Source organism: Amycolatopsis nivea (genome assembly GCF_004522235.1).
Taxonomy (GTDB): domain Bacteria; phylum Actinomycetota; class Actinomycetes; order Mycobacteriales; family Pseudonocardiaceae; genus Amycolatopsis; species Amycolatopsis nivea.
On record NZ_SDLT01000003.1, the window covers coordinates 128896 to 154903 of the forward strand.

24 protein-coding genes are annotated in these 26008 nt (G+C 67.6%); 17 read left to right on the plus strand and 7 right to left on the minus strand.

Translation table 11 applies throughout. From position 1 onward, the window contains the following. Positions 1–11 precede the first annotated feature (11 nt). From EIZ44_RS04630 to EIZ44_RS04640, 3 genes are all read left to right on the plus strand, one after another. Positions 12–971, plus strand: coding sequence for an electron transfer flavoprotein subunit alpha/FixB family protein (locus EIZ44_RS04630; RefSeq protein WP_037811816.1), 960 nt, complete (start codon positions 12–14; stop codon positions 969–971). Positions 972–1148: 177 nt separating this feature from the next. After that, a complete protein-coding gene (locus EIZ44_RS04635) occupies positions 1149–1931 on the plus strand; it encodes a GNAT family N-acetyltransferase (RefSeq protein WP_037811815.1) in 783 nt (260 codons plus the stop codon). Then, entirely contained in the window at positions 1928–2818 is an 891-nt protein-coding gene (locus EIZ44_RS04640) for a lysophospholipid acyltransferase family protein (RefSeq protein WP_037811814.1), read from the plus strand. The genes EIZ44_RS04635 and EIZ44_RS04640 overlap by 4 nt, the downstream gene beginning before the upstream one ends. Before the next feature lie 425 nt (positions 2819–3243). On the opposite strand, the gene EIZ44_RS04645 is transcribed toward EIZ44_RS04640, so the two are convergent. Then, positions 3244–4149, minus strand: coding sequence for an NADP-dependent oxidoreductase (locus EIZ44_RS04645; RefSeq protein ID WP_037811813.1), 906 nt, complete (start codon positions 4147–4149; stop codon positions 3244–3246). Between the two features lie 357 nt (positions 4150–4506). Here EIZ44_RS04645 and EIZ44_RS04650 point away from each other — a divergent pair, with 357 nt between their 5' ends. From EIZ44_RS04650 to mnmA, 3 genes are all read left to right on the plus strand, one after another. Beyond that, on the plus strand, positions 4507–5871 hold the full coding sequence (locus EIZ44_RS04650) for an MFS transporter (RefSeq protein ID WP_134665612.1): 1365 nt from the start codon (positions 4507–4509) through the stop codon (positions 5869–5871). A 64-nt stretch (positions 5872–5935) separates the two neighbouring features. Beyond that, the gene (locus EIZ44_RS04655) at positions 5936–7132 is read left to right on the plus strand and encodes a cysteine desulfurase family protein (protein ID WP_037811811.1); all 1197 of its coding nucleotides are present in this window, start codon (positions 5936–5938) and stop codon (positions 7130–7132) included. Between the two features lie 4 nt (positions 7133–7136). Further along, entirely contained in the window at positions 7137–8231 is a 1095-nt protein-coding gene (gene mnmA, locus EIZ44_RS04660; protein ID WP_037811810.1) for a tRNA 2-thiouridine(34) synthase MnmA, read from the plus strand. Positions 8232–8236: 5 nt separating this feature from the next. Here mnmA and EIZ44_RS04665 read toward each other — a convergent pair whose 3' ends face one another. The 4 genes from EIZ44_RS04665 to EIZ44_RS04680 form a co-directional block, all read right to left on the minus strand. Continuing rightward, positions 8237–9517 carry a DUF222 domain-containing protein gene (locus EIZ44_RS04665; protein WP_240691221.1) on the minus strand — a complete coding sequence of 427 codons (1281 nt, stop codon included), beginning with the start codon at positions 9515–9517 and terminating at the stop codon, positions 8237–8239. A 151-nt stretch (positions 9518–9668) separates the two neighbouring features. After that, a complete protein-coding gene (locus EIZ44_RS04670) occupies positions 9669–10064 on the minus strand; it encodes a GNAT family N-acetyltransferase (protein WP_051728874.1) in 396 nt (131 codons plus the stop codon). Between the two features lie 100 nt (positions 10065–10164). Then, positions 10165–11208, minus strand: a complete 1044-nt coding sequence (locus EIZ44_RS04675) for an MBL fold metallo-hydrolase (RefSeq protein ID WP_037811804.1) — start codon at positions 11206–11208, stop codon at positions 10165–10167. Positions 11209–11312: 104 nt separating this feature from the next. Next, the gene (locus tag EIZ44_RS04680; protein WP_238607920.1) at positions 11313–12137 is read right to left on the minus strand and encodes a hypothetical protein; all 825 of its coding nucleotides are present in this window, start codon (positions 12135–12137) and stop codon (positions 11313–11315) included. 20 nt (positions 12138–12157) lie between these two features. Between EIZ44_RS04680 and EIZ44_RS04685 the strand changes: the two genes are divergently transcribed. The 5 genes from EIZ44_RS04685 (at position 12158) to EIZ44_RS04705 (ending at position 17360) form a co-directional block, all read left to right on the plus strand. After that, on the plus strand, positions 12158–13192 hold the full coding sequence (locus tag EIZ44_RS04685; protein WP_037811800.1) for a uroporphyrinogen decarboxylase/cobalamine-independent methonine synthase family protein: 1035 nt from the start codon (positions 12158–12160) through the stop codon (positions 13190–13192). Positions 13193–13264: 72 nt separating this feature from the next. Continuing rightward, positions 13265–13975, plus strand: a complete 711-nt coding sequence (locus EIZ44_RS04690; protein ID WP_037811798.1) for a hypothetical protein — start codon at positions 13265–13267, stop codon at positions 13973–13975. Between the two features lie 11 nt (positions 13976–13986). Beyond that, the gene (gene ligA, locus EIZ44_RS04695) at positions 13987–16146 is read left to right on the plus strand and encodes an NAD-dependent DNA ligase LigA (protein ID WP_134727822.1); all 2160 of its coding nucleotides are present in this window, start codon (positions 13987–13989) and stop codon (positions 16144–16146) included. Further along, positions 16139–16633, plus strand: a complete 495-nt coding sequence (locus EIZ44_RS04700) for a GNAT family N-acetyltransferase (RefSeq protein ID WP_037811794.1) — start codon at positions 16139–16141, stop codon at positions 16631–16633. Before ligA ends, EIZ44_RS04700 begins: the two co-directional genes overlap by 8 nt. Positions 16634–16955: 322 nt before the next feature. After that, positions 16956–17360 carry a PASTA domain-containing protein gene (locus tag EIZ44_RS04705; protein WP_037811792.1) on the plus strand — a complete coding sequence of 135 codons (405 nt, stop codon included), beginning with the start codon at positions 16956–16958 and terminating at the stop codon, positions 17358–17360. Positions 17361–17588: 228 nt separating this feature from the next. On the opposite strand, the gene EIZ44_RS04710 is transcribed toward EIZ44_RS04705, so the two are convergent. Continuing rightward, positions 17589–18242, minus strand: coding sequence for an ACT domain-containing protein (locus tag EIZ44_RS04710; protein WP_037716711.1), 654 nt, complete (start codon positions 18240–18242; stop codon positions 17589–17591). 221 nt (positions 18243–18463) lie between these two features. Here EIZ44_RS04710 and gatC point away from each other — a divergent pair, with 221 nt between their 5' ends. Genes gatC through EIZ44_RS04730 form a run of 4 tightly spaced genes read left to right on the plus strand, consistent with a single transcriptional unit; the run spans position 18464 to position 22298 of the window. Then, positions 18464–18763: an Asp-tRNA(Asn)/Glu-tRNA(Gln) amidotransferase subunit GatC gene (gene gatC, locus EIZ44_RS04715; protein ID WP_037811790.1), complete on the plus strand. Its 300-nt coding sequence runs from the start codon at positions 18464–18466 to the stop codon at positions 18761–18763. Further along, a complete protein-coding gene (gatA, locus tag EIZ44_RS04720) occupies positions 18760–20277 on the plus strand; it encodes an Asp-tRNA(Asn)/Glu-tRNA(Gln) amidotransferase subunit GatA (protein ID WP_037811788.1) in 1518 nt (505 codons plus the stop codon). Before gatC ends, gatA begins: the two co-directional genes overlap by 4 nt. Further along, positions 20274–21779, plus strand: a complete 1506-nt coding sequence (gene gatB / locus EIZ44_RS04725; protein WP_037811785.1) for an Asp-tRNA(Asn)/Glu-tRNA(Gln) amidotransferase subunit GatB — start codon at positions 20274–20276, stop codon at positions 21777–21779. Before gatA ends, gatB begins: the two co-directional genes overlap by 4 nt. Then, positions 21780–22298 (plus strand): hypothetical protein, encoded by a 519-nt coding sequence (locus EIZ44_RS04730; protein WP_037811783.1) that lies wholly within the window; start codon positions 21780–21782, stop codon positions 22296–22298. A gap of 375 nt (positions 22299–22673) precedes the next feature. Here EIZ44_RS04730 and EIZ44_RS04735 read toward each other — a convergent pair whose 3' ends face one another. Beyond that, on the minus strand, positions 22674–23882 hold the full coding sequence (locus EIZ44_RS04735; protein ID WP_134727909.1) for a PQQ-dependent sugar dehydrogenase: 1209 nt from the start codon (positions 23880–23882) through the stop codon (positions 22674–22676). Between the two features lie 58 nt (positions 23883–23940). On the opposite strand from EIZ44_RS04735, the gene EIZ44_RS04740 reads away from it, so the two are divergent. Both EIZ44_RS04740 and EIZ44_RS04745 read left to right on the plus strand, forming a co-directional pair. After that, positions 23941–24849 (plus strand): 2-hydroxyacid dehydrogenase, encoded by a 909-nt coding sequence (locus EIZ44_RS04740; RefSeq protein WP_043827837.1) that lies wholly within the window; start codon positions 23941–23943, stop codon positions 24847–24849. A gap of 105 nt (positions 24850–24954) precedes the next feature. Continuing rightward, the gene (locus EIZ44_RS04745; protein ID WP_134665599.1) at positions 24955–25530 is read left to right on the plus strand and encodes a DoxX family membrane protein; all 576 of its coding nucleotides are present in this window, start codon (positions 24955–24957) and stop codon (positions 25528–25530) included. Positions 25531–26008: the final 478 nt, after the last annotated feature.

Sequence of the window (26008 nt, forward strand, 5' to 3'; positions counted from 1 at the left end):
GATTCCGGAAAATGGCTGAAGTACTCGTCCTCGTCGACCACGTCGACGGTGATGTCAAGAAGGTCACGCTCGAGCTGCTGACCGCTGCGCGCGCTCTCGGCGAGCCCTCCGCCGTCGTGGTGGGCCCGACCGGCACCGCGGCGAAGGCCAAGGAAGCGCTCGCCGGCCACGGCGCGGCGAAGGTGTACGTCGCCGAGGGCGACGACGCCGCCGGTTACCTGGTGACGCCGAAGGTCGACGTGCTCGCGAAGCTCGCCGAGCAGGTCTCCCCGGCCGCGGTGCTCGTCGCCGCCAGCGCCGAGGGCAAGGAGGTGGCCGCGCGGGTCGCGCTGCGGCTGGGCTCCGGTCTGCTCTACGACGCGGTCGGCGTGAACGCCGACGGCACCGTGGACCAGTCCATCTTCGGTGGCGCGTTCTCCGTGAAGGCCAAGGCCGCGAAGGGCGCGCCGGTCGTGTCGGTGCGTCCGGGCGCGGTCGAGGCGGAGGCCGCCGACGGCGCGGCCGCCGAGGAGACCGTCGAGATCCCGGCGCAGGACCCGGCGAAGTCCGCCAAGATCACCGGCATCGAGCCGGTCGTCGGCGGCGACCGTCCGGAGCTGACCGAGGCGTCGATCGTCGTGTCCGGTGGCCGCGGCGTCGGCTCGGCGGAGAAGTTCGACGTCGTGGAGAAGCTGGCCGACTCGCTCGGCGCGGCTGTCGGCGCGTCCCGTGCGGCCGTCGACTCCGGCTACTACCCAGCGCAGTTCCAGGTCGGCCAGACCGGCAAGACGGTGTCGCCGCAGCTGTACATCGCGCTCGGCATCTCCGGCGCGATCCAGCACCGCGCCGGCATGCAGACCTCGAAGACGATCATCGCGGTCAACAAGGATGCCGAGGCCCCGATCTTCGAGATCGCCGACTTCGGTGTGGTGGGCGACCTGTTCAACGTCGCGCCGCAGCTGACCGACGCGGTCGACAAGCGCAAGGGCTGACGTTTTCTTTTCGCTCGGAAGGCCGTCGCGTGCTCGCCACGCGGCGGCCTTCCGCGTTCTCCGGAAGCTTCCCAGCTGCCTGAGAGGAACCTGAGAACCCGCAATTAACTCAACGTGCACTGACCGGTCATCGATTGGCACTCTCCGAGGCCGCTTACCGGCAGGTACACCTTGACCATGACGTCGTCACAGCTCCTCGTCAGTACTGATCAGGCGGGTGCCGACCTTCCCGCAGGCGCTCCGCGGTATTCGCTTCTGGTCGCCAACGGGAACGATGAAGTGCTCGCCGCACAGAAACTGCGATACCGGGTTTTCGCCGAGGAGATGGGGGCGGAACTGCATTCCCCGGAGCCCGGCCGGGACGTCGACTACTTCGACGAATTCTGCGACCACCTCGTCGTCCGCGACGACAACACCGGCGAGATCGTCGGCTGCTATCGCATGCTTCCGCCGGAGCGCGCCGCGCAGGCTGGAAAGCTTTATTCGGACAGCGAATTCGACCTGACGACGCTCGCCGCCCTGCGGCCGTCCTTGGTCGAGACCGGACGGTCTTGCGTCCACCCCGACCACCGCAGCGGTGCCGTCGTGAGCCTGGTGTGGGCCGGGATCGCGCGCTACATGCTCCTTTCCGGACACCGCTATCTCGCCGGGTGCGCTTCGGTCCCGATCGACGACGGCGGCAGCTATGCCGCGGGCGTCTGGGATGTCTTGCGCACCAAGCATCACGCCGACGACTCGTTGCGCGTCTCGCCGTTGACGCCCTGGGAACCGGGCGCGATCCCACGTCCCGACCGGGCCATGCTTCCGCCGCTCATCAAGGGTTACGTGCGGCTCGGCGCCAAAGTGTGCGGCCCGCCGGCTCTCGACGCCGACTTCGGGGTCGCGGACTTTTTCGTCCTTCTTGATCTGCAGCAGGTCGACGAGCGTTACTTGAAGTTCTTCCTCGGGGCGCAAGGATGAGCCACGCATGGATGCCGACGTCGCCCTGCGGTGACGGTTGCCTCACCGACGGCGCACCGACGGTCGGCCTGCCGCGACGGATTTTGCGTTTCACCGCAGCGGTTTCAGTAGTCTTCGCGGCGTTGCTGCTCGCGCCGGCGTTGCTGGTGATTCGCGGCCGGAGCCGGGAACGCTTGGTGCGCCGGATCTTCCGGGCAGTGCTGAGGGCGTTCGGCGTGCGGATGTCCGTGGTCGGCGGCGGGGACTTCCTCCTCGCCGCCCCCGCGGGTCGCGGTGCGCTCGTGGTGAACAACCACATCTCGTGGCTGGACATCATTGCGATCAACGCGCTGCGCCCGATGCGGGCCCTCGCGAAGATCGAGATCGCCTCCTGGCCGATCTTAGGGGCGCTTGTCCGTCGCGGGGGCAGCATTTTCCTGGACCGCAACCGTTTGCGCGCTCTGCCGGACACCATGTCCGAACTTGCCGACAGCCTCCGCGCCGGCGCGCTCGTCAACGTGACTCCCGAGGGCACCACCTGGTGCGGCTTGGCCTCCGGCCGCTTCACGACGGCCACCTTCCAAGCCGCGATCGACGGCGGTGTTCCGGTCCGGCCGATCGCCCTCCGCTACCGCCTCGCCGATGGCCGCGAAACCAGTCAGCCGGCGTTCATCGGACCGGAGTCGCTCATCGCGTCTTTACGCCGGGTCGCCGCGCTGCGCGGCCTGGTGCTGGAAGTGCATGTGTGCCCGGAGATCGCTCCCGGCCGCGCAGAGGACCGCCGTTCGCTGGCCGCCCTTGCCGAAGCGGCTGTCCACTCGGCCCTCGGCACAGTCCGCATCCCGCCGCAGCGTCGTCGCCGGGTTCTCGTCGGCCGCCCTGCGGATTCCCAGCCGGTTGCGCACTGACGAACCCCCTGGTCACGGGGCCGCGGAGGGGAGTTGCCGTTTTTTGGCGACACCTTCTCCGCGGCTCCCAGCCCAGCCGCGGTTAGCCTTTCGGCTGACAGTGGACCAGCCCATTCGCCACTCAATGGCGACAGCCGCCCGACTCGCCTCACCGCCGGATGGCTACCCGCTCGTCGCCTGTAACCGCCACCTCGTCATCCGCCACTCGCCTCCCAGCGGCGAATCACTCAGGTCGGCGCGCCTAATTTCCGCGACTCACATCTCTCGCCGCTGAATGGCGACAGTCGCGTATCGTCGGCGCGTCTGCCCACGGTGCTTAGCCTTTTCGCCACTGAGCGGCAACGGCCCACGCGCCGCGGTCGCCGTAAACCGGCAACACCAACTTGCCGAGCCGTGTCGTCCTCAAGGCTAGCCGACGAACATGGTCAAGAAATGGCAAGAGTCAGCTTCCCGCCGGGGTGCCCGTTCCGGCTCTCCTCTTGCGCAGCCGCTGCTTCCGCCAAGGGGAACGTCTTACCCTGCGCAATCCGCAACCCGTTGTGTACATATCCGAGGATCTCGTTCAGGACCTCTTGTGTCTGTCCGTCCTGGCCACCAGACGAAAACGGCACTCCGAGTTCGAAGGCCGCACCGTCGGCAATGGTCACGATGCGATCCTTCGACCCGCGCAACTCGATCGATTCCGGCAAAACGCCATGGCCGGACGCGTCGAACACCGCATCGACCGGTCGGTCCGCCACTGCACGGACCCGCTCGAGCCACCCGTCGCCGTAACGCACTGGAATCGCACCCAGCGCTTTCACCTCATTGAGATTGTGTTGTCCAGCCGTCCCGATTACCGTCGCGCCCAATGCGACCGCGATCTGTGTCGCGAAACGACCGACAGCGCCGCTCGCTCCGTGGACAACCAACAGCTCGCCAGCTTTGACGTCGAGCAGCCGCAACACGCGCAACGCAGTTTCGCCAGCAACCGGCAACGCAGCCGCGTCTTCCCAGGAGAGGCCGACAGGCTTGCGAACGATCGCACCGCCGAGCGCGTACTCCGCGTATCCGCCGGTCGCCGACCAGCCGAACACCTCATCTCCGACGCCGAATTCAGCACCGTCGCCCACCGCGTCGACCACTCCGGCGATCTCCAACCCCGGAATCTGCGGAGTTTTGAGCGCCGCACCGCCAGCCATCGCCCCCGAACGAATCTTCCAGTCGATCGGGTTGATCCCCGCGCGCCGGACCGCGACCCGGACCTGCCCCGGGCCAGGCTCCGGTGTCGGAACCTCGTTCAGTTGCAGCACTTCGGGCCCGCCGTACTCGGCGAAAGTGATGGCTCGCATCTCGGTTCGCACTCTCCTTCGGTCGCCGTACGTCCTACTTAAAGCCAGCCAGCATCCGGCGCATTCCGAACCGCACGCTCGATTCGCCAGTCAACGGCAAAACCCGGGCTCTGTCGCGCTCGACCACCAGCTCTGAGCCTGATCCATCGTTCTAGGCGACTGCAACGACGTCGCCAGTTACCCGGTGTCATCAACTTCCTGTGCCGAGCGACCCTCGCTCGGCCCGCCGCCGCATCCACGGGCTGACGCCAACCTGAGGCAACGATCCACCCTGGATGCGATCCGCCCCACTGTTCACCCCTGAAGACCTACGGGTGGCTTGACCTCCAGAGCGCTGGAGGTTGCAAGCTTCCGATCATGAGCCAGGCCGTCGAAGCGCAGCCTCGAAAAAGTGTCCTCTGGAGTCGCGAACACCGCCTTGTCACCGTCGGGCTGTTGCTTGTGGTCACGCTGGTGGCCTTTGAAAACATGGGCGTCGCCACCGCGATGCCGACGCTGGTCGCCGAACTTCACGGTCTTGCGCTCTACTCGTGGCCGTTCACCACGTTCCTGGTGGCGAGCGTCGTCGCCACCGTCTTGTCCGGACGGCTAGGCGACCGTCGAGGCCCAGCGCCAGCACTGCTAGTGGGGCCGGCTCTGTTTGCCGCAGGACTAGCTGTCGCAGGCATCGCCACGACGATGCCGACGCTCCTGGTCGGCCGAGCCCTGCAGGGCTTCGGCTCGGGGTTTCTGCTGGTGTCCGTCTCGCTGCTGATCGCACTGACGTTCACCGACCGCGAACGCCCCGTCATCTACGCGGCGAACGCGACCGCTTGGGTTCTCCCCGCGGTCATCGGCCCGTCCGTCGCCGGCGTGGTGACCGTGACGGTGGGCTGGCGATGGGTCTTCCTCGGGCTGCTTCCCCTGGTCGGGATCGGAATTGCTCTCCTTTACAAGATCACTCGCCGCTTGCCTGCCCATGTGCCGCTGCCAGCCGGACGTCGCGCGGGCGTCATCGCCGCCGTCGTCGCCGCGCTCGGCGTTGCCGCCCTGAGCTGGGCCGCCCAACACCCATCGCCTGCCGCAATCGCATACGGAACCCTGGGTCTTGTCGCGCTAGCCGTCGCACTGCGCAAACTCCTGCCTGCCGGAACGATGACCTTTCGCCCCGGACTGCCCACGGTGGTCGCCTCCCGCGCCTTGATCGCCGGCGCATATGCAGGAATGGAGGCGTATCTCCCACTGACCATGACCGCCGTTCACGGCTACAGCCCCGCACTCGCTGGCTTGCCGCTCACCATCACCGCTCTCGGCTGGTCCGCCGCATCCGCCCTCCAAGGCCGGTTCCTCGACTGGTCCCGCGAGGCATCGCTGCGTACTGGTTTCGCACTCGTCGCGATCGGCCTGGTCGGCTTCGGCTTTGTCGCCCAACCGTGGTTCCCGGCCTGGGTGGCCTTCGCTGTTTGCGCGGTCGGCGGGGCCGGGATGGGAATCGCGATGCCCGCCATCTCGGTCCTCCTACTGCGTTACTCCCCGGAGGGAGAGCGCGGCTTCAACACCTCCGCGATGCAGCTCGCCGACTGGGTCGGATCAGCGCTGCTCATCGGGCTCGGCGGGGTACTCCTGGCCGCTGTCGCGTCCGCCGCCCAGCCGTCCTCCGCGATGGGACTGCTCAGTATCGCCCTCGTCCTGCTGGCGCTGCTCGGCGTCCAACTCACGAGCAGGTGGCCGAAACAGGTGTGACGTGCCACTCCGCGGCCCGGGGCGAGCTTCGTCACAGGCCGCATCGGTCTACCCTGATAGAGCGATGACCTATCTCGACCATGCGGCAACGACTCCGATGCTGCCCGAAGCCATTGCGGCGATGACTGAGGCTTTGTCCACCGTGGGCAACGCCTCCGCGCTGCATTCTTCGGGCCGTCGTGCTCGGCGGGCCGTCGAGGAAGCGCGCGAAGTGATCGCCGCCGCTCTGGGCGCGCGGCCCTCGGAGATTATCTTCACCGGCGGCGGTACGGAGAGTGACAACCTCGCGGTCAAGGGCATCTTCTGGGCTCGCCATGGCGAGGACTCGGCCCGGCGTCGCATCCTTTGCAGCACGGTCGAGCATCACGCGGTCCTCGACACTGTCGAGTGGCTTGAGCAGCACTCCGACGCCGAGATCACCTGGCTCGAAGTCGACGACCAGGGCCGGGTCTCGCCGGAAACGCTCCGCGCGGCGATTGAATCGGCACCGGAGACTGTCGCCCTGGCAACGGTGATGTGGGCGAACAACGAGGTCGGCACGGTCAATCCGGTCGCCGCCCTCGCCGCGGTCTGCAACGAGTACGGCATCCCCCTGCACACCGACGCCGTCCAGGCCGTCGGTGCAATTCCGGTCGACTTCACCGCATCCGGCGCAGCCGCACTCACGCTGACCGGTCACAAGCTTGGCGGCCCGTACGGCGTCGGTGCGCTGCTTCTTGACAGGGATACGTCATGTGTCCCGGTCCTCCACGGCGGTGGCCAGGAACGCAGCGTTCGTTCGGGCACTCTCGACGTCCCAGCGATTGCTGGCTTCGCCGCTGCTGTCCAAGCGGCGATCAGCGGCCGCGCAGAGTACGCCGACCGAGTTGAGAAGCTGCGCGACGAACTCGTCGCCGCGGTCTTGCGGGAGGTCCCGGACGCGATTCTTAATGGTCGCGACGGCGAGCGTTTGCCGAGCCACGCTCACTTCACCTTCCCCGGCTGCGCAGGCGACAGCCTGCTGATGCTTTTGGACGCCAAGGGCATCGAGTGCTCCACCGGCTCGGCATGCACCGCGGGTGTCGCGCAGCCAAGCCACGTCCTCCTGGCAATGGGGGCAGACGCCGCCGCGGCTCGCGGTTCGCTCCGATTCTCGCTTGGCCACACGTCGACACTGGACGACGTGCACACGCTGGCGCGCGAGATCGGTGGCGTCGTCACCCGTGCCCGACAGGCCGGCCTCGCCGGCATGCGCAAGCAGACCCAGAAGCAAGAGGTGTAAAGCAATGCGGGTACTGGCCGCAATGAGCGGAGGAGTCGACTCGGCCGTCGCCGCCGCGCGTGCAGTGGACGCCGGCCACGATGTCGTCGGAGTGCACCTGGCGCTTTCAGCTCAACCTGGCACGCTGCGGACAGGTTCCCGCGGCTGCTGCACCATCGAAGATTCACACGACGCTCGCCGGGCCGCGGATATCCTCGGTATCCCGTTCTACATCTGGGATTTCGCGGAGCGCTTCACCGAAGAGGTCGTTGAGACGTTTGTCGGCGAGTACGCCGCCGGACGTACGCCCAATCCTTGCGTGACTTGCAACGAGAAGATCAAGTTCGAGGCGCTGCTTGAGAAGGCGCTCGCTCTTGGCTTCGATGCTGTCGCGACCGGTCACTATGCGCGCCTGGCGACCGTTGACGGCGAATTGGAACTTCGCCGGAGCGCGGACGAAGGCAAGGATCAGTCGTACGTGCTGGCTTCCCTGCAGCCAGAGCAGCTGCGTCATGCGATGTTTCCGCTGGGCGACTCCTGGAAGTCGGATGTGCGTGCCGAGGCGGAGCAGCGCGGGCTTTCCGTCGCGCGGAAGCCGGACAGCCACGACATCTGCTTCATCCCGGATGGCGACACCAAGAAGTTCTTGGAGAAGCGACTCGGCGAACGTCCTGGCGAACTCGTCGATGCAGAGACCGGCGCGGTGCTTGGGCATCACACTGGCGTGCACGGGTTCACCGTCGGCCAGCGGAAGGGCCTCGGCATCGATGCGCCGGCCGCTGATGGGCGACCGCGGTATGTCCTTTCGCTTGAACCTGTTTCGGGCACGGTGAAGGTCGGGTCGTCGGCAGACCTCGGTGTCCACGCCATCGACGCGGACCGCCCGATCTGGCCGAGCGGACGAGCATTGGACGGGCCGACCGAATGCACCGTCCAGGTTCGCGCGCATGGGGGCATTGCCGATGCGGTCGCCGAAGTGGATGAAGACGGACGAGTCTCCATCCAACTGCGGGAGCCGCTGCGCGGTGTGGCACCTGGCCAGGTCGTTGTTCTTTATCGGCAAGACGACCAGGCCGGCGACCTTGTGCTCGGGAGTGCCAAGATTTCTGGCACGCGCTGATCTCTCTACGCGCCTAGGCGTTCCTCCTCAGGCTGTTCCGGCGTGGGCTGTGGATCGTGCAGTGGCGGAGGCGCGCTTTCAGCCGTCTCGCCCGTCGGAGTCGTGACGATCAGCTTCCCGTCCTGCATGACCTCATAGCTCCAGTCGGCTCGATTCTTGAGACGACGGTGACGTAGGCAGTAGCTCAAAGTCGAGTCCGCGTCCGCGGAATCGGGGCCGGTCGGCTCCGTGAGGCAGTTGTGCGCGGGCCGCGGGCAGCCGGGCTGTCGGCACTCACGGTCGCGGACCCGCACGAACTCCTCGACATCGATGTTCGGCCGATACCGGAACTTGCCGACCTCGATCACTTGCCCGGTCAGCGGGTCAGTGATGACCCGGCGGACGATCGTGTCGGGACCAGTCGCGATGTGGCGCGCGAGTTCGGCGGGGATATGACCGTGGCCGGCTAGCTCAGCGGGATTCTCGTTGAGGCCTAGATATGTCTTCAGATCGACATAGAGGTACACCTCGGTCTGCTCGGGAACGCCGCCCTTGCCGCTGAGCAGCAGATCGATCGCGACGTCAGCGCGCAGCTGGTCGAGGGTTCGCTTTTCGTCGCCCGTCTTGAGCGACCGAGCGATCTTGTCGACGCGGAGGTAGGCCGCTGCGGCTTTGTCCGTCGAGGCGTTGTCGATGGAGAACCGCGAGATTCCTTCGCTCTGGTGCTGCAGGATGACGCGACGCTCGGCTTTCCGCTGAGACAGTCGGTTCATCGCCCCATCTGGGTCGATTTTCGTTGCGGCGTAAGCGGTCGCCTTGCGGACTTGGGTCGGGTTCTTGTCTTCCAGCCGGTGTTCGAGCAGGTAGTCGACCATCCGCGCGTGGTGGTCGGACAGCTGGCTGGTGCCGTCGGTGACTTTCATGGCGCGGTAGAGATCGAACTTGCCCTGGTCCATCAGCCGGAAAGTTCGAGGCAGACGGTGGGCCAGAGCTTCGGCCGCGTGGATCATCGCTCCGGCTCGGGTATCGGTGATATGCAAGGCAATCGCGAGCTCGCACGCCAGTTCGTGCGGGTCTGATCTTCGTCTTCGCATGCCCGCCATGCAATGCAACTGCAACGCCTGCAAGCGGGCGATCTGCCGGTTCGCATCCTTCACTGCCGCTATCAACTGGTCTGGCTGCAAGCGATCGAAAAGGCTGAGGTTCGCGTGCATGGTTCGGAGCAGGAAGGCGAGGTCTGCGGTTTCGGTGGTGGTGGTGGTGGTGGTCTGGCCGACGTGATCCGCCGGCGCGGTCGACTTGCTCATGATCGTCACGATACGCAGTTATTCGAGCACAGTCAGCTAAATTGCACGAGGGGACCCCTCGTGCAATCGCTTGGCTTCCGCGTGGCAACTCTGGCACGGTGAAGGCAGGGCTATCGAGCGTGCGGACGGTTGAAGCTGCGGGAGGGAGTGATCAGAGATGCAGCTTGAAACCCGTGTGACTCGCGACGAAGCCCAATCGTTCGTAGAAGCGGTGCGCTGCCGTCCTCGTTGTGTCCGAGGTGAGCTGGACCAGGTTGCAGCCGCGTCGTCGTGATTCGTCGATGGCCCACTGCACGAGTTGTGCGCCCATGCCCGAGCTGCGGTGATCGCGGTGCACGCGCGCGGCTTCGATTTGCCCGCGAAGTGCTCCGCGCCGCGCGAGACCGGGAATGATCGTCAGCTGAAGTGTGGCTACCGGTCGGTCGTTTGACGTTGCGACGACCAGTAGCTGATTTGGGTCTGCATCAATGGTTTTGAAAGCCTGCAGGTAGGGCTCGAGGTCGGCTGGCGAGTCGCGGGTTGCTCCCAGTTGGTCGTCCGCAAGCATCTGGACGATCGCTTCGACATCGTCGGCTCGAGCTCGTCTCACAGTGGTAGGAGGCACGGTAGTTCAGTATTCCAGTGGGTGAGCGTGGGATGGTCGACCGCTACGTGGTCTTGTAGCGGCGAATGCCGTCGACTTCTTCGGCCGTGAGCTTGTTCTGTGAGACCAGCAGATCCAGGTGTGCGCCGGTTTCCAGGACGGCGAGCATCTGATTGAAGGCGTCCATTTCGGACAGTTTGCGGCCGCGGCGGGTCCAGCCGAGGCGGTTGGCGGCTTCGAAAGCGGTGCTTGCCCCTGCTTCGATCTGGGCCGCCATCGTGTCGAGACGTTGCCGGTGGTGTTCGAGAAGTTCGTCGACGCGGGCATGCACGCTGTCGGTGACTGGGCCATGAGCCGGCAGCATTCGCCGGTCCGGCATGCCTCGAACGAGACGGAGGGAGTCGAGATAGTCGTTCAGCGGCAACTCAGCCGGAACTGGCTGGAAGCCGATCGACGGAGTGATGTGCGGGAGCACGTGGTCGCCGGAGAACAACAGGTTTGCTGCGCCGTCGACGAAAACCACATGTCCGTTGGTGTGCCCTGGGGTGTGGACTACGTCGAACTCACGGTCGGGCAGCACCGCTCGCCGGCCGGGCGTCAGCCATTCGTCCGGCTCTTCCCAAAGATTCGCCTCGGTGTGGCGAGGTTCCGAACCGAACAGCTTGCTGAGCGCGGTGATGACCTCTTGTCCGTCGCTGAGGCGAAGGAGATCGAGCTGGGCTTGCATGGGGAACTGGTTTGGGTTGGCGCTCGCGTCCAGTGAAGGCTGCTCGAGCTTGCCTAGGGCGATCCGGTTGCCGAACTCCCGCCGAAGCGCGACTGCCTGTGTGTAGTGGTCGCGGTGGACGTGGGTGATGAGGAACTCACGGACGTCGCCGAGTTCGGCGTCGATCGCCTTGAGTGCGTCGGCCAGCAACTGGCGAGATTCGGTGAGGGCCCATCCCGAGTCGACGAGCACGAGGTTCGCGCCGTCGGTGACGGCGTAGACGTTGACTGCGCGCAGGGCGTCGTTCGGGAGCGGCAAGGGGATCCGGTAGACGCCCGCGGCCACTTCGTAGACCCCGGGATCGGCCCAGTTCGAGTAACTGCCTTCGGGCAACGGCTCCACGGCGACCTCCGTCCAGGCGGGACCTCGGCGTCCCGGACTTTCCTTACATTGGGCCGTATTCCGGTCGCTGTCCACCTGGCGGGGCTGAGACACCGGTCACGTGATCAGCCGGATGGTGCGGTGAGCGCGAGGTCGATAGTCAACGTTGTCGCGATGAGCATGCTGGCCAGCGGCTCGGGGACCTGCTGCGGGATCTCTACGAGACAGGCGTTGCCGCTGAGCGGCGAAAGCTCCGGCGATGGAACTCCGACGTGGGCGACCTCTGCGCCGGCCGGGTCCTCGACCGTGACTTCCCAGCGTTGCCGGCCAGTGGCGATGACGGTGGCGATCGTCTTGCCTTCGGCGCGAAGGGTGAAACGGACGCGGCCTGCGTCGGTCGGGATGATTTCGCCGATTGGCGTTCCGTCCGCGCGGGTGACCACGAAGCGGGCCAACTGGTCCTTCGCGGGTTTCTCGACCTTGAGGACAGTGCTCTGGTTCGCGTCGCGGACCTCGAACATCCGGCCGATGTGCTGGCCGGATTTCCACAGATGCTGAATGACTCTGCGCAGAAAACTGGGCGTCATGACGGCTACGTCGCCGATGTGAAGGCCGTGGCGGTCGAACACGCCGTACTCCTGGCCGACGGTGGTCGGCTTCGGCTCCCGGCTGACGTAAAGGACCGGCTCGGTGAAGAGAGTGCGCTCAAAGGAGCGGCTTGAAGCCCGGCGGCCCGGTGCGCCGGGCATGCTGCCCCGTCGCGGCTCCCGGGCGGATGCGTCACCGGGTGTTTTGCCGGGCGGTGGCGGGGCGGAGCTGGTCATGACGATCCAGACTAACGCGGTGACCGCGAATTCGGTGCAGGCAAAGGGATATGCGGCGAATGTCCGACTATTGCCGCGCGGCTGGGTGAAGCTTGTCCACAGGGGCGGTGCGGACAGCACCCGCACGTTCCGCGACAATCCGGCCTGTGACTGAACGACCTTGGCCCGCGGGCGCGGCAACGGGAATCGGGTCTATGCCGGGGACCGATCCCGTCGAGGCCGCTGCCGTGGTGTTCGGAGAGCTTCCCGGCTTCCCGTATGTGCCCGAATTGCCGGCTCGTGGCGTCGGTGCCGACCTGGTCGGCCGGACCGCGGCGTTGCTCGTCGACCTGGCGATCGAGGTTGTGCCCAGCGGTTACCGCGTGGCCGGGCGGCCCGGTCACGAGCATCGTCGCGGGCGTGACCTGCTCCAGTGGGACCTCGACGCCGTCCAAGCTGCCCGCGAGAACGCTGGCGCGCCGGCCGTTCTCAAGACCCAGATCGCTGGGCCGTGGACGCTCGGCGCGGGGATCGAGCTTGCCCGCGGACACCGGGTGCTCACTGACCGCGGGGCGTTGCGGGACTTCACCGCGTCACTCCTCGACGGGCTTGCCCAGCATGTCGCGGAGCTGACCGCGAGGACTGATGCACCGGTGGTCGTGCAGCTCGACGAGCCGTCGTTGCCTGCTGTTCTTGCCGGAAAACTGTCGACTCCGTCGGGTTACGGCAACGTGCCGGCGGTGCCTGAGCCTGAGGTTCGGGAGCTGCTTGCGACGACGATCGAACGGATCGGCGCGTTGACTGGGCAGCCAGTCATCGTCCACTGCTGCGCTCCGCGGCCGCCGATCGCGCTCCTCCGTGCCGCGGGTGCCGGGGCCATCGCGTTGGACGTCAGCCTGCTTGCCGGGGCGTCCGCCGAGCTCCTGGACGAGATTGGCGAGGCTTGGGACAGCGGTATCTCGTTCTTCTTGGGCCTCGTACCGGCTACGGACCCGGTGACGGCTCCCGGCCTGAAGGACCTCGCTTCGCCGGCGCTCAAGCTCGTGGACCGGCTGGGGTTCAACCGTTCAATCCTGGCCGAGCGTGCGGTTCCGACGCCGGCGTGTGGGCTGGCCGGTGCCACGAACGAGTGGATGCGCCGCGCGCTCGCTCTTAGTAGCGACCTGGGCAAAGGGTTCGTGGAGCCACCCGAGAACTGGTGATTTCGCGGACGCGCCGCTGCCGTGACGCGTACCGTGGCTGGCGAAGAGAAGCAACCGGGGGAATTTCGAATCATGCGCTTGTTCCGTCGTCGCCGCTCGGAAGCCGACACCGAGGCCGCGCCGCCAGATCCCCGTACGCCATGGCCTGAGCAGCAGGTGCCGTCTGACGCCGTCGCCGCGGCGGCTGCGTTCTGGGAAGGGTGGTACGACCTCCTGCCCGAAGTCAGTGCTGCGCTGGGCGAAGGCGAGCCGCATCGGGTCGAGCACGATCTGTGCGTGCTGGTCGAGGCGCTGCACCCGCGGCTGCACTTCTCGCTCGAACGCGGCCGGACCGCCATCTACGCGTTGGTCGTGAGCGGGCAGGAAGACCCGGAGCTGCGCCCGTACACCGACGCGTGGAAAGCGGCTGGACCGCCGGACGACGCGATCTGGGAGTACCACGATTCGGTGCCTCCGGTCCCGGACCCGACAGAGGTGACGGTGAACCTGGGCGAGCATCGGATCTCGCTGGCCGATGTCCGGGTTGTCGCGCAGGTGGACGATGGCGTGGTCGACGTCGCAGTCCATCATCCGGCGTTCGCGGAGCTGGACGAGGCTGCCCGCACCACGATGACGTTCCTGCCGCTCGACGCGACGTTAGGCGAGCGTCTGGCCGCCGAGAGGCTCCGCCGGGTCGAGACCGCCGAGGCGGTGCCGGAGGGCACGATCGATCTGCTGGAGTTCCGGGAGCTGGTCCGCGGACTGACGGAGCGACCGGACGAAAGTGTCGGTGCCTCCGGCTAGGCTCACCACCTGTGAGCAGCACCGACCTTCCCCAAGACCAGGCGGCCGTGGAGGCCGCCCAGGACGTGACCGACGTACCGGCCGACGTGCGCGAGCGGCACGGCGCGCTCGCCGAGGAGATCCGCGGCCATCAGTTCCGGTACTACGTGCTGGATTCGCCGATCGTCTCCGACGGCCAGTTCGACGCGCTCCTCAGCGATCTCCAGGAGATCGAGGACGAGTACCCGGCGCTGGTCACGCCGGATTCGCCGACCCAGAACGTCGGCGGCACGTTCTCCACCGAGTTCGTCGCGCACGACCACCTCGAGCGCATGCTGAGCCTGGACAACGTGTTCGACACCGAGGAGTTCCTCACCTGGGTCGAACGGGTCGAGAAGGAAATCGGGTCCACGGAGTACTTGGCCGAGCTGAAGATCGACGGGCTCGCCATCAACCTGCTCTACGAAAACGGCAAGCTCACCAGGGGCCTTACCCGCGGCGACGGGCGTACGGGCGAGGACGTCACGCTCAACATCCGCACCCTCGACCAGGTACCGGACCAGCTCACCGGCACCGACGAGTTCCCAGTGCCGAAGCTCGTCGAGGTGCGCGGCGAGGTCTACTTCCGCGTCGAGGACTTCCTTGAGCTGAACGCGAAGATGGTCGAGGCGGGCAAGTTGCCGTACGCGAATCCGCGCAACACCGCTGCCGGGTCGCTGCGGCAGAAGGACCCGAAAATCACCAGGGAGCGCCGGCTACGGCTGATCTGCCACGGTCTCGGCAAGCGCGATGGTTTCGAGCCGGTGACGCAGTCGCATGCTTACGACGCGTTGGCGGCGTGGGGGTTGCCGGTGTCGCCGCACACGCGAGTGCTGCGGACCGGCAAGGAGCTCACCGATCACATCGCCTATTGGGGTGAACATCGGCACGACGCCGAGCACGAGATCGACGGCGTGGTGATCAAGGTCGATCAGGTCGCTTTGCAGCGCCGGCTCGGCACCACGTCGCGTGCGCCGCGGTGGGCGATCGCGTACAAGTATCCGCCGGAAGAGGCGATCACGACGTTGCTCGACATCCAGGTCGGCGTCGGGCGCACAGGGCGGGTCACCCCGTTCGCCGTAACCGAGCCTGTGAAGGTCGCGGGCTCGACGGTCGCGCGGGCGACGCTGCACAACCAAGAAGAGGTCAAGCGCAAGGGCGTGCTGATCGGCGACCGGATCGTGATCCGCAAGGCCGGCGACGTGATTCCCGAGGTGCTCGGTCCCGTCGTCGACGCGCGGACCGGCGACGAGCGCGAATTCGTCATGCCCACCGAATGCCCGGAATGCGGCACGGAACTCGCCTATCAAAAGGAAGGCGACAAGGACATCCGGTGCCCGAACACCCGGTTCTGTCCTGCGCAGCTGCGGGAACGGCTGTTCCATCTCGCCGGTCGCGGTGCGTTCGACATCGAGGTGCTCGGGTACGAGGCGGCGGTTGCGCTGCTCGACGCCAGGGTGGTCGCTGACGAGGGCGACGTATTCGACCTCACCGAGGAGGCGCTCGCCGAGGTGGAGTTGTTCCGCACCAAGGCAGGCGACCTGTCGGCGAACGCGCGGAAGCTTCTGGCGAACCTCGATTCGGCGAAGGACCGTCCGCTGTGGAAAGTGATCGTCGCGCTGTCGATCCGGCATGTCGGGCCGACCGCGGCGCAGGCGCTCGCGCGCGAATTCGGTTCGTTGCAACGGATCGAGGACGCGAGCGAGGAGGAACTCGCGGACGTCGACGGCGTCGGCCCGACCATCGCGCACGCCGTGCAGGAATGGTTCGAGGTCGACTGGCACCGGGAAATCGTCGAAAAATGGCGACGGGCCGGGGTTCGGATGGAGGAAGAGCGCGACGAGTCCATCCCGCGGAATCTCGAGGGCCTGTCGATCGTGGTGACCGGTTCGCTGGACGGGTTTTCCCGTGACGAAGCGAAGGAAGTCATCATGGCGCGCGGCGGCAAAGCTGCGGGATCGGTGTCGAAGAAGACGGCGTTCGTTGTGGTGGGCGAAGCTCCGGGGGCGAAGTACGACAAGGCTGTGCAGTTGAAGGTGCCGGTGCTGGACGAGAACGGGTTCCGCGCGTTGCTGGAGCGCGGCCCGGAGGCGGCTGCGGAACTGGCGCTCGACACCGGTTCGGACGAGGAAGCTGAGGGCGGCGATGAGTGAGGTGGAGATCCGTCCGGCGCGGCCGGAGGAGTTTGAGGCGCTCGGCGAGGTGACCGTCGAGGCTTACCGGATCGAGGGATTCTTCGACACGGACGCGGCGTACGAGGCGAAACTCCGTGACGTGTCGGGGCGAGCGGAGCACGCCGAGCTGCTGGTCGCGGTAGATCCGGACGGAGAGGTCTTGGGCTCGGTCGCGATCGTTCAGCCCGGGAGCAAGCTGTCCGAGATTTCCCAGCCGGGTGAGCTGGAGTTCCGCATGCTGGCGGTCGCGGAGGCGGCGCGCGGGCGAGGGGTCGGGGAGGCGCTCACCCAGGCGGTGCTGACCCGTGGCCGGGAACTCGGCGTCGACCGGGTCGTGCTGAGCAGCCTCGACGTGATGCGGAAGGCGCACCGGCTCTACGAGCGGCTTGGGTTCCGGCGCTTGCCCGCGCGGGACTGGCATCCGCATCCGGGGGTCAACCTGATCGCCTACGAATACGGCTTCTGACCGCTCGTTCTCGCTGGTCAGGGACTTTTGCCGGTTTTTGGCGAAAGCGTTGGACGGGGTTCGCCGCCGGTTTTCGCCGTTGAGTGGCGACGGTTTGGCGAACCCCACCTGGGCTTCCGTCGGGTACTGGTGAGCGCTTTGGCGGACCTGGCGGTGGGCGTCGGTCGGGCGGAAGTGGTCGAGGCTGTCGCTGGCGGACGGCTGTGCGTCGGCGCGTCTGTTTGGCGAGCTTCGACTGGGTACGGGTTGTAACGTCTGGATGTCTGGCTTCGACTCAAGCTGTCACGCGTGAAGTACCGACTCGTACCGAGGAAGCGTGAGCATGGCGAAATTCGTTCAAGCCGCAGTACCGGTCGTTGGCGTTGCCGCGTTTCTTGCTGTTGCGTGCAACGCGGCACCACAACCTGGTGGCACCTCGACGACGACAGTCACGAGCGAGACTGTGACCGCGACGGCGACCCAGTCCGCGACGGCAACCGTGAGCGCACCGGTCAGCACTGCGCAGCCGGCGACGATCAAAGTCCCTGACGTGTCCGGGATGAATCATCAGGACGCGCAGGACGCCATGCAGGCGGCTGGGCTGTACAACCTGCGCGAGGTCGATTCGTCCGGGAAGAAACGGATGATGATCATCGACCGGAACTGGTGCCAGACCGGGCAGGATCCCAAGCCCGGGACCGTGGTTTCCGCTGGCACAGTCGTCACCCTCTATGCCGACAAGTGCTGATCGCCGCAGCCAGGGGAGTCGGTAGGCGTTTCACCTTCATGAGGGAGATTGTCTGCACTTGAGGACGGCCGACGGCGGCTGAACTACAGTGCGACGAGGGGCCGAGTCGGGCTCGAATTTGTGCTGGCTACGACCTTTTACCGGCCGATTCGCCGATTATCGGCAACCAAGATCCGCCAGACGCTCCGCTCGGCCACCACCTTCAGGACACCTGACCCAAATCTCGGGTCACCCGTCCAGGACCACCGCGACGATCCCGGCGAAGTGCGCCAGCCGGGCGACCTCCGCAGCACGGAAGTTGGGCCCGCCCGGTCGCGCGACGAGCATCGCCTTCCCCGGCTTGCCCAGCGGAGTGGCGGCCAGTTCGGTGCCGAGCTCCTTCCACGTCTCCGGGACCCACGAATCCTCGCCGTCCAAGACGGTCGCACGTTCCAGCGGCAGCCACGGCAAGTCCGTGAACGGGTTCTCTGGCGCCGCGCTCGACGAAGCCAAGCGGCGAGGTCCCGATTCCGCGTGCTCGACGATCACCGCCCACCCGGCGCGGATGATCTTCGGCACACCTTCGGCGAGCAAATCCAGCCCGGCCTTCGGCTGTGCGGCGATCTCCTCGACCAGTTCGAGCTCGCGATGGGTGTCGAGGATGCCCGCGTACGGCCGCACCGCGTCGACCTCGACGCCTTCCACGCTCTCGGCCGCGGTGATCAGCGCGTCCGGGAGCCTGCCCGACGGGAGTTCGACCACCAGGTCGTCGATCGCGAGGCCGCCGCCGCGTTCCACCACGTCCACGCTCAGGATGTCGGCCCCGACCGTGCCGAGCGCGGTCGCGACCGCGCCGAGGGTGCCGGGGGAGTCCGGTAGCTGGACCCGGATCAGGAACGACACCACGCGCCCCTCTCGCCTCAGGCGTCCCAGCCCTGTCGTGGGACGCGCTTGCCGGGCGCCGATTGTGACAGACCGGGTACCCGCGGGGGCCCGCTGTCCGGCAAGCGGGACGCCCTGCCCGGCGCCCGCGGCCCGATAACCCGGTCGAACCGTCCGACGCCGTCACCATAGACTTGCAGCTTCCGAGAGCACCCGCACAGCACACCCCGGGAGTCACCCGCGTGCCCAACATTTCCCGAGACGAGGTCGCACACCTCGCGAGGCTGGCCAGGCTGGCCGTGACCGACGACGAGCTGGACGTTTTCGCCGGCCAGCTCGATCAGATCCTGGACTCGGTCGCGAAGGTCAGCGAAGTCGCCGAGGAAGACGTCCCGCCGACCTCGCACGCCGTGCCGCTGACGAACGTCTTCCGCGAGGACACCGTCCGGCCCAGTCTCGAGCAGCAGGACGCGCTGGCCGCCGCGCCGGCCGCCGAGGACGGCCGGTTCCGGGTGCCGCGGATCCTGGGAGAAGAACAGTGAGCGAACTCGTCAAGCTGACCGCCGCCGAACTGGCGGCGAAGATCCACTCGCGCGAGGTGTCCGCCGTCGAGGTCGCGCAGGCGCACCTGGACCGGATCGCCGCGGTGGACGACCACGTGCACGCGTTCCTGCACGTCGACACGGAAGGCGCGCTCGGCGCGGCCAAGGCCGTCGACGAGCAGCTGGCCGCGGGAGAGCAGCCGGCGTCGCCGCTGGCGGGCGTCCCGCTGGCGCTGAAGGACGTGCTGACCACTAAGGGCGTCCCGACGACCTGCGGGTCCCGCACGCTCGAGGGATGGCTGCCGCCGTACGACGCGACCGTCACGCGCAAGCTGCGCGAAGCGGGCGTCGTGATCCTCGGCAAGACGAACATGGACGAGTTTGCGATGGGCTCCTCCACGGAGAACTCGGCGTACGGCCCGACGCACAACCCGTGGGACCACGCGCGCATCCCGGGTGGTTCGGGCGGTGGCTCCTCTGCGGCGATTTCGGCGTTCGAGGCGGCTCTCGCGATCGGTACGGACACCGGCGGCTCGATCCGCCAGCCCGGCGCTGTCACCGGCACTGTGGGCGTGAAGCCGACGTATGGCGGAGTGTCGCGCTACGGCCTCGTGGCGTTCTCGTCTTCGCTCGACCAGGCCGGGCCGTGCGCGCGTACGGTGCTTGACGCCGCGCTGCTGCACGAAGCGATCGCTGGCTACGACCCGATGGACTCGACGTCCATCAACGCACCGGTGCCGCCGGTTGTCGCCGCGGCGCGCGAAGGCGCGAAGGGCGACCTGTCCGGCGTACGCGTCGGCGTTGTGAAGGAGTTCGGCGGCGACGGCTACCAGGCAGGCGTGCTGCGCTCGTTCCAGGCTGCCGTGGAGCAGCTTCGCGCTCTCGGCGCCGAAGTGGTGGAGGTGTCGTGCCCGCACTTCACGTACGCGCTGCCTGCGTACTACCTGATCGCGCCGAGCGAAGCGTCGTCGAACCTCGCGCGCTTCGACGCGATGCGGTACGGCCTGCGCGTTTCGGACGACGGCGAACACAGCGCCGAAGAAGTGATGTCGCTGACCCGCGAGAAGGGCTTCGGCGCTGAAGTGAAGCGTCGCATCATGCTCGGCACGTACGCGCTTTCGTCGGGCTACTACGACGCGTACTACGGCTCCGCGCAGAAGGTGCGCACGCTCATCACGCGCGACTTCACGCAGGCCTTCGAGAAGGTCGACGTGCTCGTGTCGCCGACGACGCCGACCACGGCGTTCAAGCTCGGCGAGCGCGTGGACGACCCGATGGCGATGTACCTCGCCGACCTGTGCACCATCCCGTCGAACCTCGCGGGCAACGCCGCCATGAGCGTCCCGAGCGGACTGTCCGACGAGGACGGGCTGCCGGTCGGCCTGCAGATCATGGCCCCGGCGCTCGCCGACGACCGGCTGTACCGCGTCGGCGCCGCGTACGAGGCCGCGCGCGACGCCGCTGCCGGCGGCTCGCTCGTGCACCAGGCTCCGGAGCTGGGAGGAACGAAGTGACTGCCGTGGCCGAGTTGATGGACTACGCCGAGGTCATCGAGCGGTTCGACCCCGTACTCGGGCTCGAGGTCCACGTTGAGCTCAGCACGAACACGAAGATGTTCTGCGGCTGCGTCAACGAGTTCGGCGGCGAGCCGAACACCAAGACGTGCCCGACCTGTCTCGGCCTGCCCGGTTCGCTGCCTGCCGTGAACGGCAAGGCGGTCGAGGGCGCGATCCGGATCGGTCTCGCGCTCAACTGCGAGATCGCGGAGTGGTGCCGGTTCGCCCGGAAGAACTACTTCTACCCGGACATGCCGAAGAACTTCCAGACGTCGCAGTACGACGAGCCGATCGCGTTCGACGGCTACCTCGACGTGACGCTGGACGACGGCGAGGTCGTGCGCGTCGAGATCGAGCGCGCGCACATGGAGGAGGACACCGGCAAGTCGCTGCACATCGGCGGCGCGACCGGCCGGATCCACGGCGCCGAGCACTCGCTGCTCGACTACAACCGCGCCGGCGTGCCGCTGATCGAGATCGTCACCAAGCCGATCACCGGCACCGGCGAGCGGGCGCCCGAGGTGGCGCGCGCGTACGTCACCGCGCTGCGCGACCTGCTGCGGGCGCTCGACGTGTCCGACGTCCGCATGGACCAGGGCTCGCTGCGCTGCGACGCGAACGTGTCGCTGATGGCCAAGGACGCGACGGAATTCGGCACGCGCACCGAGACGAAGAACGTCAACTCGCTGCGCAGTGTCGAACGCGCGGTGCGGTACGAGATGACGCGCCAGGCGGCGATTCTCGCCGAAGGCGGGTCGATCCGGCAGGAGACGCGGCACTTCCAGGAGGCCGACGGCACCACGTCGTCCGGGCGCGCCAAGGAAACCGCGGAGGACTACCGGTACTTCCCGGAGCCCGACCTCGTGCCGATCGCGCCGTCGCGCGAGTGGGTCGAGGAACTGCGTGCGACGCTGCCGGAGATGCCCTGGGAGCGGCGCAAGCGGATCCAGGAAGAGTGGAAGCTCTCCGACGAGGCGCTGCGCGACCTGCTGAACGTCGGTGCTGTGGACCTCGTCGCGGCGACGGTCGAAGCAGGTGCGACGCCGGACGAGGCGCGCGGCTGGTGGGTCAACACGCTGGCGCAGGAAGCGAACACGCGCGAGGTCGAGCTTGCCGAACTGGCGATCACGCCGGCGCAGGTCGCCGAGGTGATCGGGCTCGTGTCCTCCGGGGAGCTGACGAACAAGCTCGCCAAGGAGGTCGTGCAGGGCGTTCTCGCGGGCGAGGGTTCGCCGCGCGAGGTCGTCGAGAAGCGCGGCCTGAAGGTCGTTTCCGACGATTCGGCGCTGCTCACCGCGGTCGACGAAGCTCTGGCCGCGCAGCCGGACATCGCCGACAAGATCCGCGGCGGCAAGGTCGCCGCGGCAGGCGCGATCGTCGGCGCGGTCATGAAGGCGACCAAGGGCCAGGCCGACGCCAAGCGGGTGCGCGAGCTGATCATCGAGCGCGTCGGTTCCTGAGTGGCTTTTTCGCTTCGACGCGTCACCTGGCGCGAGTGGCTCGGCCTGGCGGCCGGGCTGCTCGCGGCCGGGTCGACAGCCCTGCCCTGGACTGTGTTGTCGGCGGACACCGCGACGCCCGATGTCCGCGAGGCGTTTAAGACGTTGCCGCACAGCGACGTCGTGCGCACGGCGTGGAATTCGGATCTTTTCTCGTGGGGGCCGCCGTTGCTGCTGGCCGTGGTCGGCCTCGCGGTGGTCCTGTTCGGGCAGGTCACGAAGGCACGAGTGAGCGGGCTGCCGCAGTTGTGGCTGGTGGGCGGCTTGGCGACGGTTTTGCTGATGGTGATCGGCTGGACGACGCTGGACTGGGTGTTCGACAGCGATCAACGGGCGTTCCTGGACGCTGCGGGCGTGTCGATCTCGGGCGGGGTCGGACGGTATCTCGGGATGGCGTTCGCGGTCGGGTCGGTCGTGGTGGCGATCGTGGACATCCGGGCGGCTCGGGCGGAGAGCCGGGCTTCCCGTCGTCGCCGCTGAACGGCAACGCGGGTCGGTCCTGGCTGGGCTTCTGGCAGATTCGCCGCTCAGCGGCGACGGGGTTGAGTTCTCGTGGGCTGGCTTCGGGGGATTCGCCGCTGGCTGGCGACGGGTGCTCGGATCGGGAGTCGACGCTTAGCGGATGGGGCGTTGAGCGGCGACGCATGCTCAGCCGGGACGCGGGTTGGTGGATTCGCCGCCGAGTGGCGACTCCGACCGGACTTCACGTCGGCTGCGCGCAGCGGGCCACGGCAAGCGGGCGGCTCGAGTGGAAACAGAATGTCGCGTGATCAGGTCAGGTGTCGCCACTAAATGGCTAACCGCAGGTCGGCTGGCCATTGAGCCCGGGAAAGGATCTGCCCGACGCGCCCGGCGTCAGTCCTTGCCGGGACCGCCGCCCGTGTCGCTCATCACGATCAGGACCACGCGGTCGTCGCTGGAGACCGGTTTGCCGCCGTCCTTGTTGACGGTTCCGGCGACGGCCAGCTGAGGGTTGATCATGCTCATGGCGGAGAGCCGGCCGTACGTCGTGGCGGCCTTGCTTTTGCCGTCGAGGGTGACCGTCGGCTTGCCGGTGACCGCCCCGTCTTTGTTGACCGGCAAGTTCTGCATACCCGTGGACGACGCGATGCCGAGGATGCCGTTCGCGTCGACGAAATCGACGCAGCCGCCGAGAGTGGGCTTGTCCTGCCAGGTCCACGCGGGTGTGCTGAGGGGCTGGCCGGGCTGGAGGCGGTACACGGCGTCCGGGCCGTTGGCCGGGTGATCGGTCACCCACGTGCGCTTCCCGTCGGACGAACGGCAGATGCCGCCGGGGGAGTGCAGGCCGGCGGCATAGACGGCCGACCCGGACGCGGGATTGCCGGTGGCCGGCTTCCCTGACACGTCGATGCGCAGGACCTTGCCTGCCAGGGAATTCGGGTCCGCAGCTGCGGCTGGGTTGCCAGCGTCGCCGGTCGCGACGAGCAGTGCGCCGCTTCCGTCGCTGGCCAGCGCGCCGCGGTTGCCGGTCGGGCCCTTCGGGATTCCGGTCAGTACCGGCTTCGGGGCCTGGCCCTTGGCGAAGCGCACGACTCGGTTGTCCGACGCCGTGGTGACGTACGCGAAGACCAGCTGATCCTCGACATAACTCGGCGACAGCGCCAGGCTGGTGAGCCCTCCGTCGCCGTCGGCCTGGACGTCCAGTTGCGCGAACGACGTCGCGTCATGTCCGGAGCTGGCCAGCATCACCCGGCCGGTTCTCCGTTCACCGGCGAGAGCGGCGGGCGCGGATCCTTCGCCGGGAAGCCCGGCGACGGCGGCGACTGTGTCCAGGCAGGTGGCGATGACGGCCTTGTCGAAGTCCTTGCAGCCCTGCGGAGGCGGAACCGGCGAGGGCGGCGCTTGCGCGGGGCCGTTTCGGGGACCGCTGCCGGGGCCGTCGCCGTGCTCCTGGACGTGGGGCGGCGATTCCGGGCTCGGCACCGGCGCGGGGGTGAACGTCTGGCCGGCGGCGGTGTCGTCGAACCGGGCGCAGCCGGAAAGCACGAGGCCGCCGCAGGCGAGGAGGGCCAGCGGCGCCGACCACCGGAACCGGGTACGCATGATGCCCCAGCCTAGGTGGCGCGGCGTGAGCCACTGGTAAGTGGTTACCGTGGTGATCATGACAGTCACCGTGCTGGTCCCGGACGACGAGGGCGTCGCCGTGCTGTCCGAAATCCCCCTCGTCCACGCGGTGCGCTACGAATGGGGCCGCCCGTTGCCGCCGGAGGCTGCGAAAGCCGAGGTGCTCGTCCCGGCCATGGATTCGGCGGGCGACGACATCTGGAGCGATCTGCCGAACCTCAAGCTGGTCCAGCTCCTGACCGCCGGCGCGGAAGACTGGGTCGGCCGCGTCCCGGACGGCGTGCTGTTGTCCACCTGCCGCGGCGCGCATGGCGGCAGCTTGGCGGAGTGGGTCGTCGGCGTCCTGTTGTCGATGTATCGGAACCTGGACGTTTACGCGGCGGCGCAGCGGGCTGGGCGCTGGGAGCAGTTGCCGTCCGACACGTTGCAGGGCCAGCGCGTGCTGATCGTCGGGGCGGGAGACGTCGGGCGGCAGTTGCGGCGGCGGTTGGAGCCGTTCGACGTTCGCTGCACGATGGTCGGGATGTCGGCGCGTGAGGGCGTGCACGGTGTCGATGAGTTACCGGAACTGCTGCCGCACCACGATGTGGTGGTCATGATGGTCCCCCTCACGTCGCGGACGCGGGGCATGGTCGACGCTGATTTCCTCGCGGCGATGCGGGACGGCGCGGTGCTGGTCAATGCTGCTCAAGGGCCGGTTGTGGTTACCGACGCGCTCGCGGCGGAGCTAGTGGCAGGAAGGCTTCGCGCCGCGCTCGACGTGACCGATCCCGAGCCATTGCCGGACGGCCATCCACTGTGGACGGCACCCGGTTTCGTGCTGACGCCGCACGTCGCCGGAGCAGTACGGGGCGTCCGGCGGCGCGCTTATTTGGTGGCTGCCGCGGAAATCGCCCGGTACGCTGGCGGAGAGCTACCTGGCAATCTCGTGCGCGGCGAATACTGATCATTTCCCGGATGACGGCATGGCACTCAGGGTGAACCCTGAAAGAGCCCCTGACCTCGGCGTGCTCGCTCGCGGGCCACGGCTGAATCCCCTAATCTTCGCCGCGTGACCACTCAAGGGGACGACTACCAGACCAGCGTGCTGTCCGGTGTCGAGGACTCTGCCGGCAACGACTACGACGAACCGCGGCAGGGCGGTCTCGGCTTCGGCCTGCTCGTCCTGCGCCTGGGGCTCGGCGTGATCATGGGTGCGCACGGCCTGCAGCATCTGTTCGGCGCTTTCGGCGGACCGGGCGTCGGCGGGTTCGCGCACGTGCTCGAGATGTTCGGGTACCACAAACAGACGACGCTGCTGTCCTGGATCACCGGCATCACCGAGGTCGCGGGCAGTGCGCTGCTGATCGTCGGCCTCTTCACCCCGCTCGCCGCGGCGGGGCTGCTGGGTGTGGCCGCGAACATCGTCTACGCGAAGTTCCACGGCGGCTTCTTCGAGGGCGCCGGTCAGGGCTGGGAGTACGAGCTGCTCCTGGGCCTGTGCGCGCTGACGCTGATCTTCACCGGCGCGGGCACCATCTCGCTGGAGCGGAACACGCCGTGGCGGAAACGGCCGTTGCCGCTTGGGTTCATCTCGTTGCTGCTGGCGGCGGCTGCGTCTGTGGTGGTCATTGTCCTGACTCGCTGACCGGGCCGGAGACTGCGTCGCTGACTGCGCGGAGGACGCAACGGTGGGGTTGGTGGGCTCGGGTCGTTGACCAGACCGTTCAGGCGTTGCCGTTTAGTGGCGAATGCCTGGTCGGGGCCGCAATCCGAGGCTCGCTGGACTGGCTCGTGGGTGGCGGCTGCAGATGTGGGTGCCGCGGCCGGAGGTTGGCGCGGGTGGGCGATCCGTGGCCGTTGAGTGGCGAATCGTGCCGCTCGGCGGGCCTTGGGCTGGCGAGAGCGAGTGTTCGCCGTTTGGCGGCGAATGTTGCGGCCTGGCGACTCGGGCAGGCCGGAGCGACTGCTCGCCGTTGAGTGGCGATTCGCGTTGACCCAGGGTGGCTTGGGCTGGTCAGGGAGCAGTCGCCGTTGAGTGGCGAATGGGGGCGGGCCGGGGGACTCGGGCTAGCCGCGGTGGCCGTTGGCCGTTCAGCGGCGAATTGTGTCGGCCGGGGAACGTC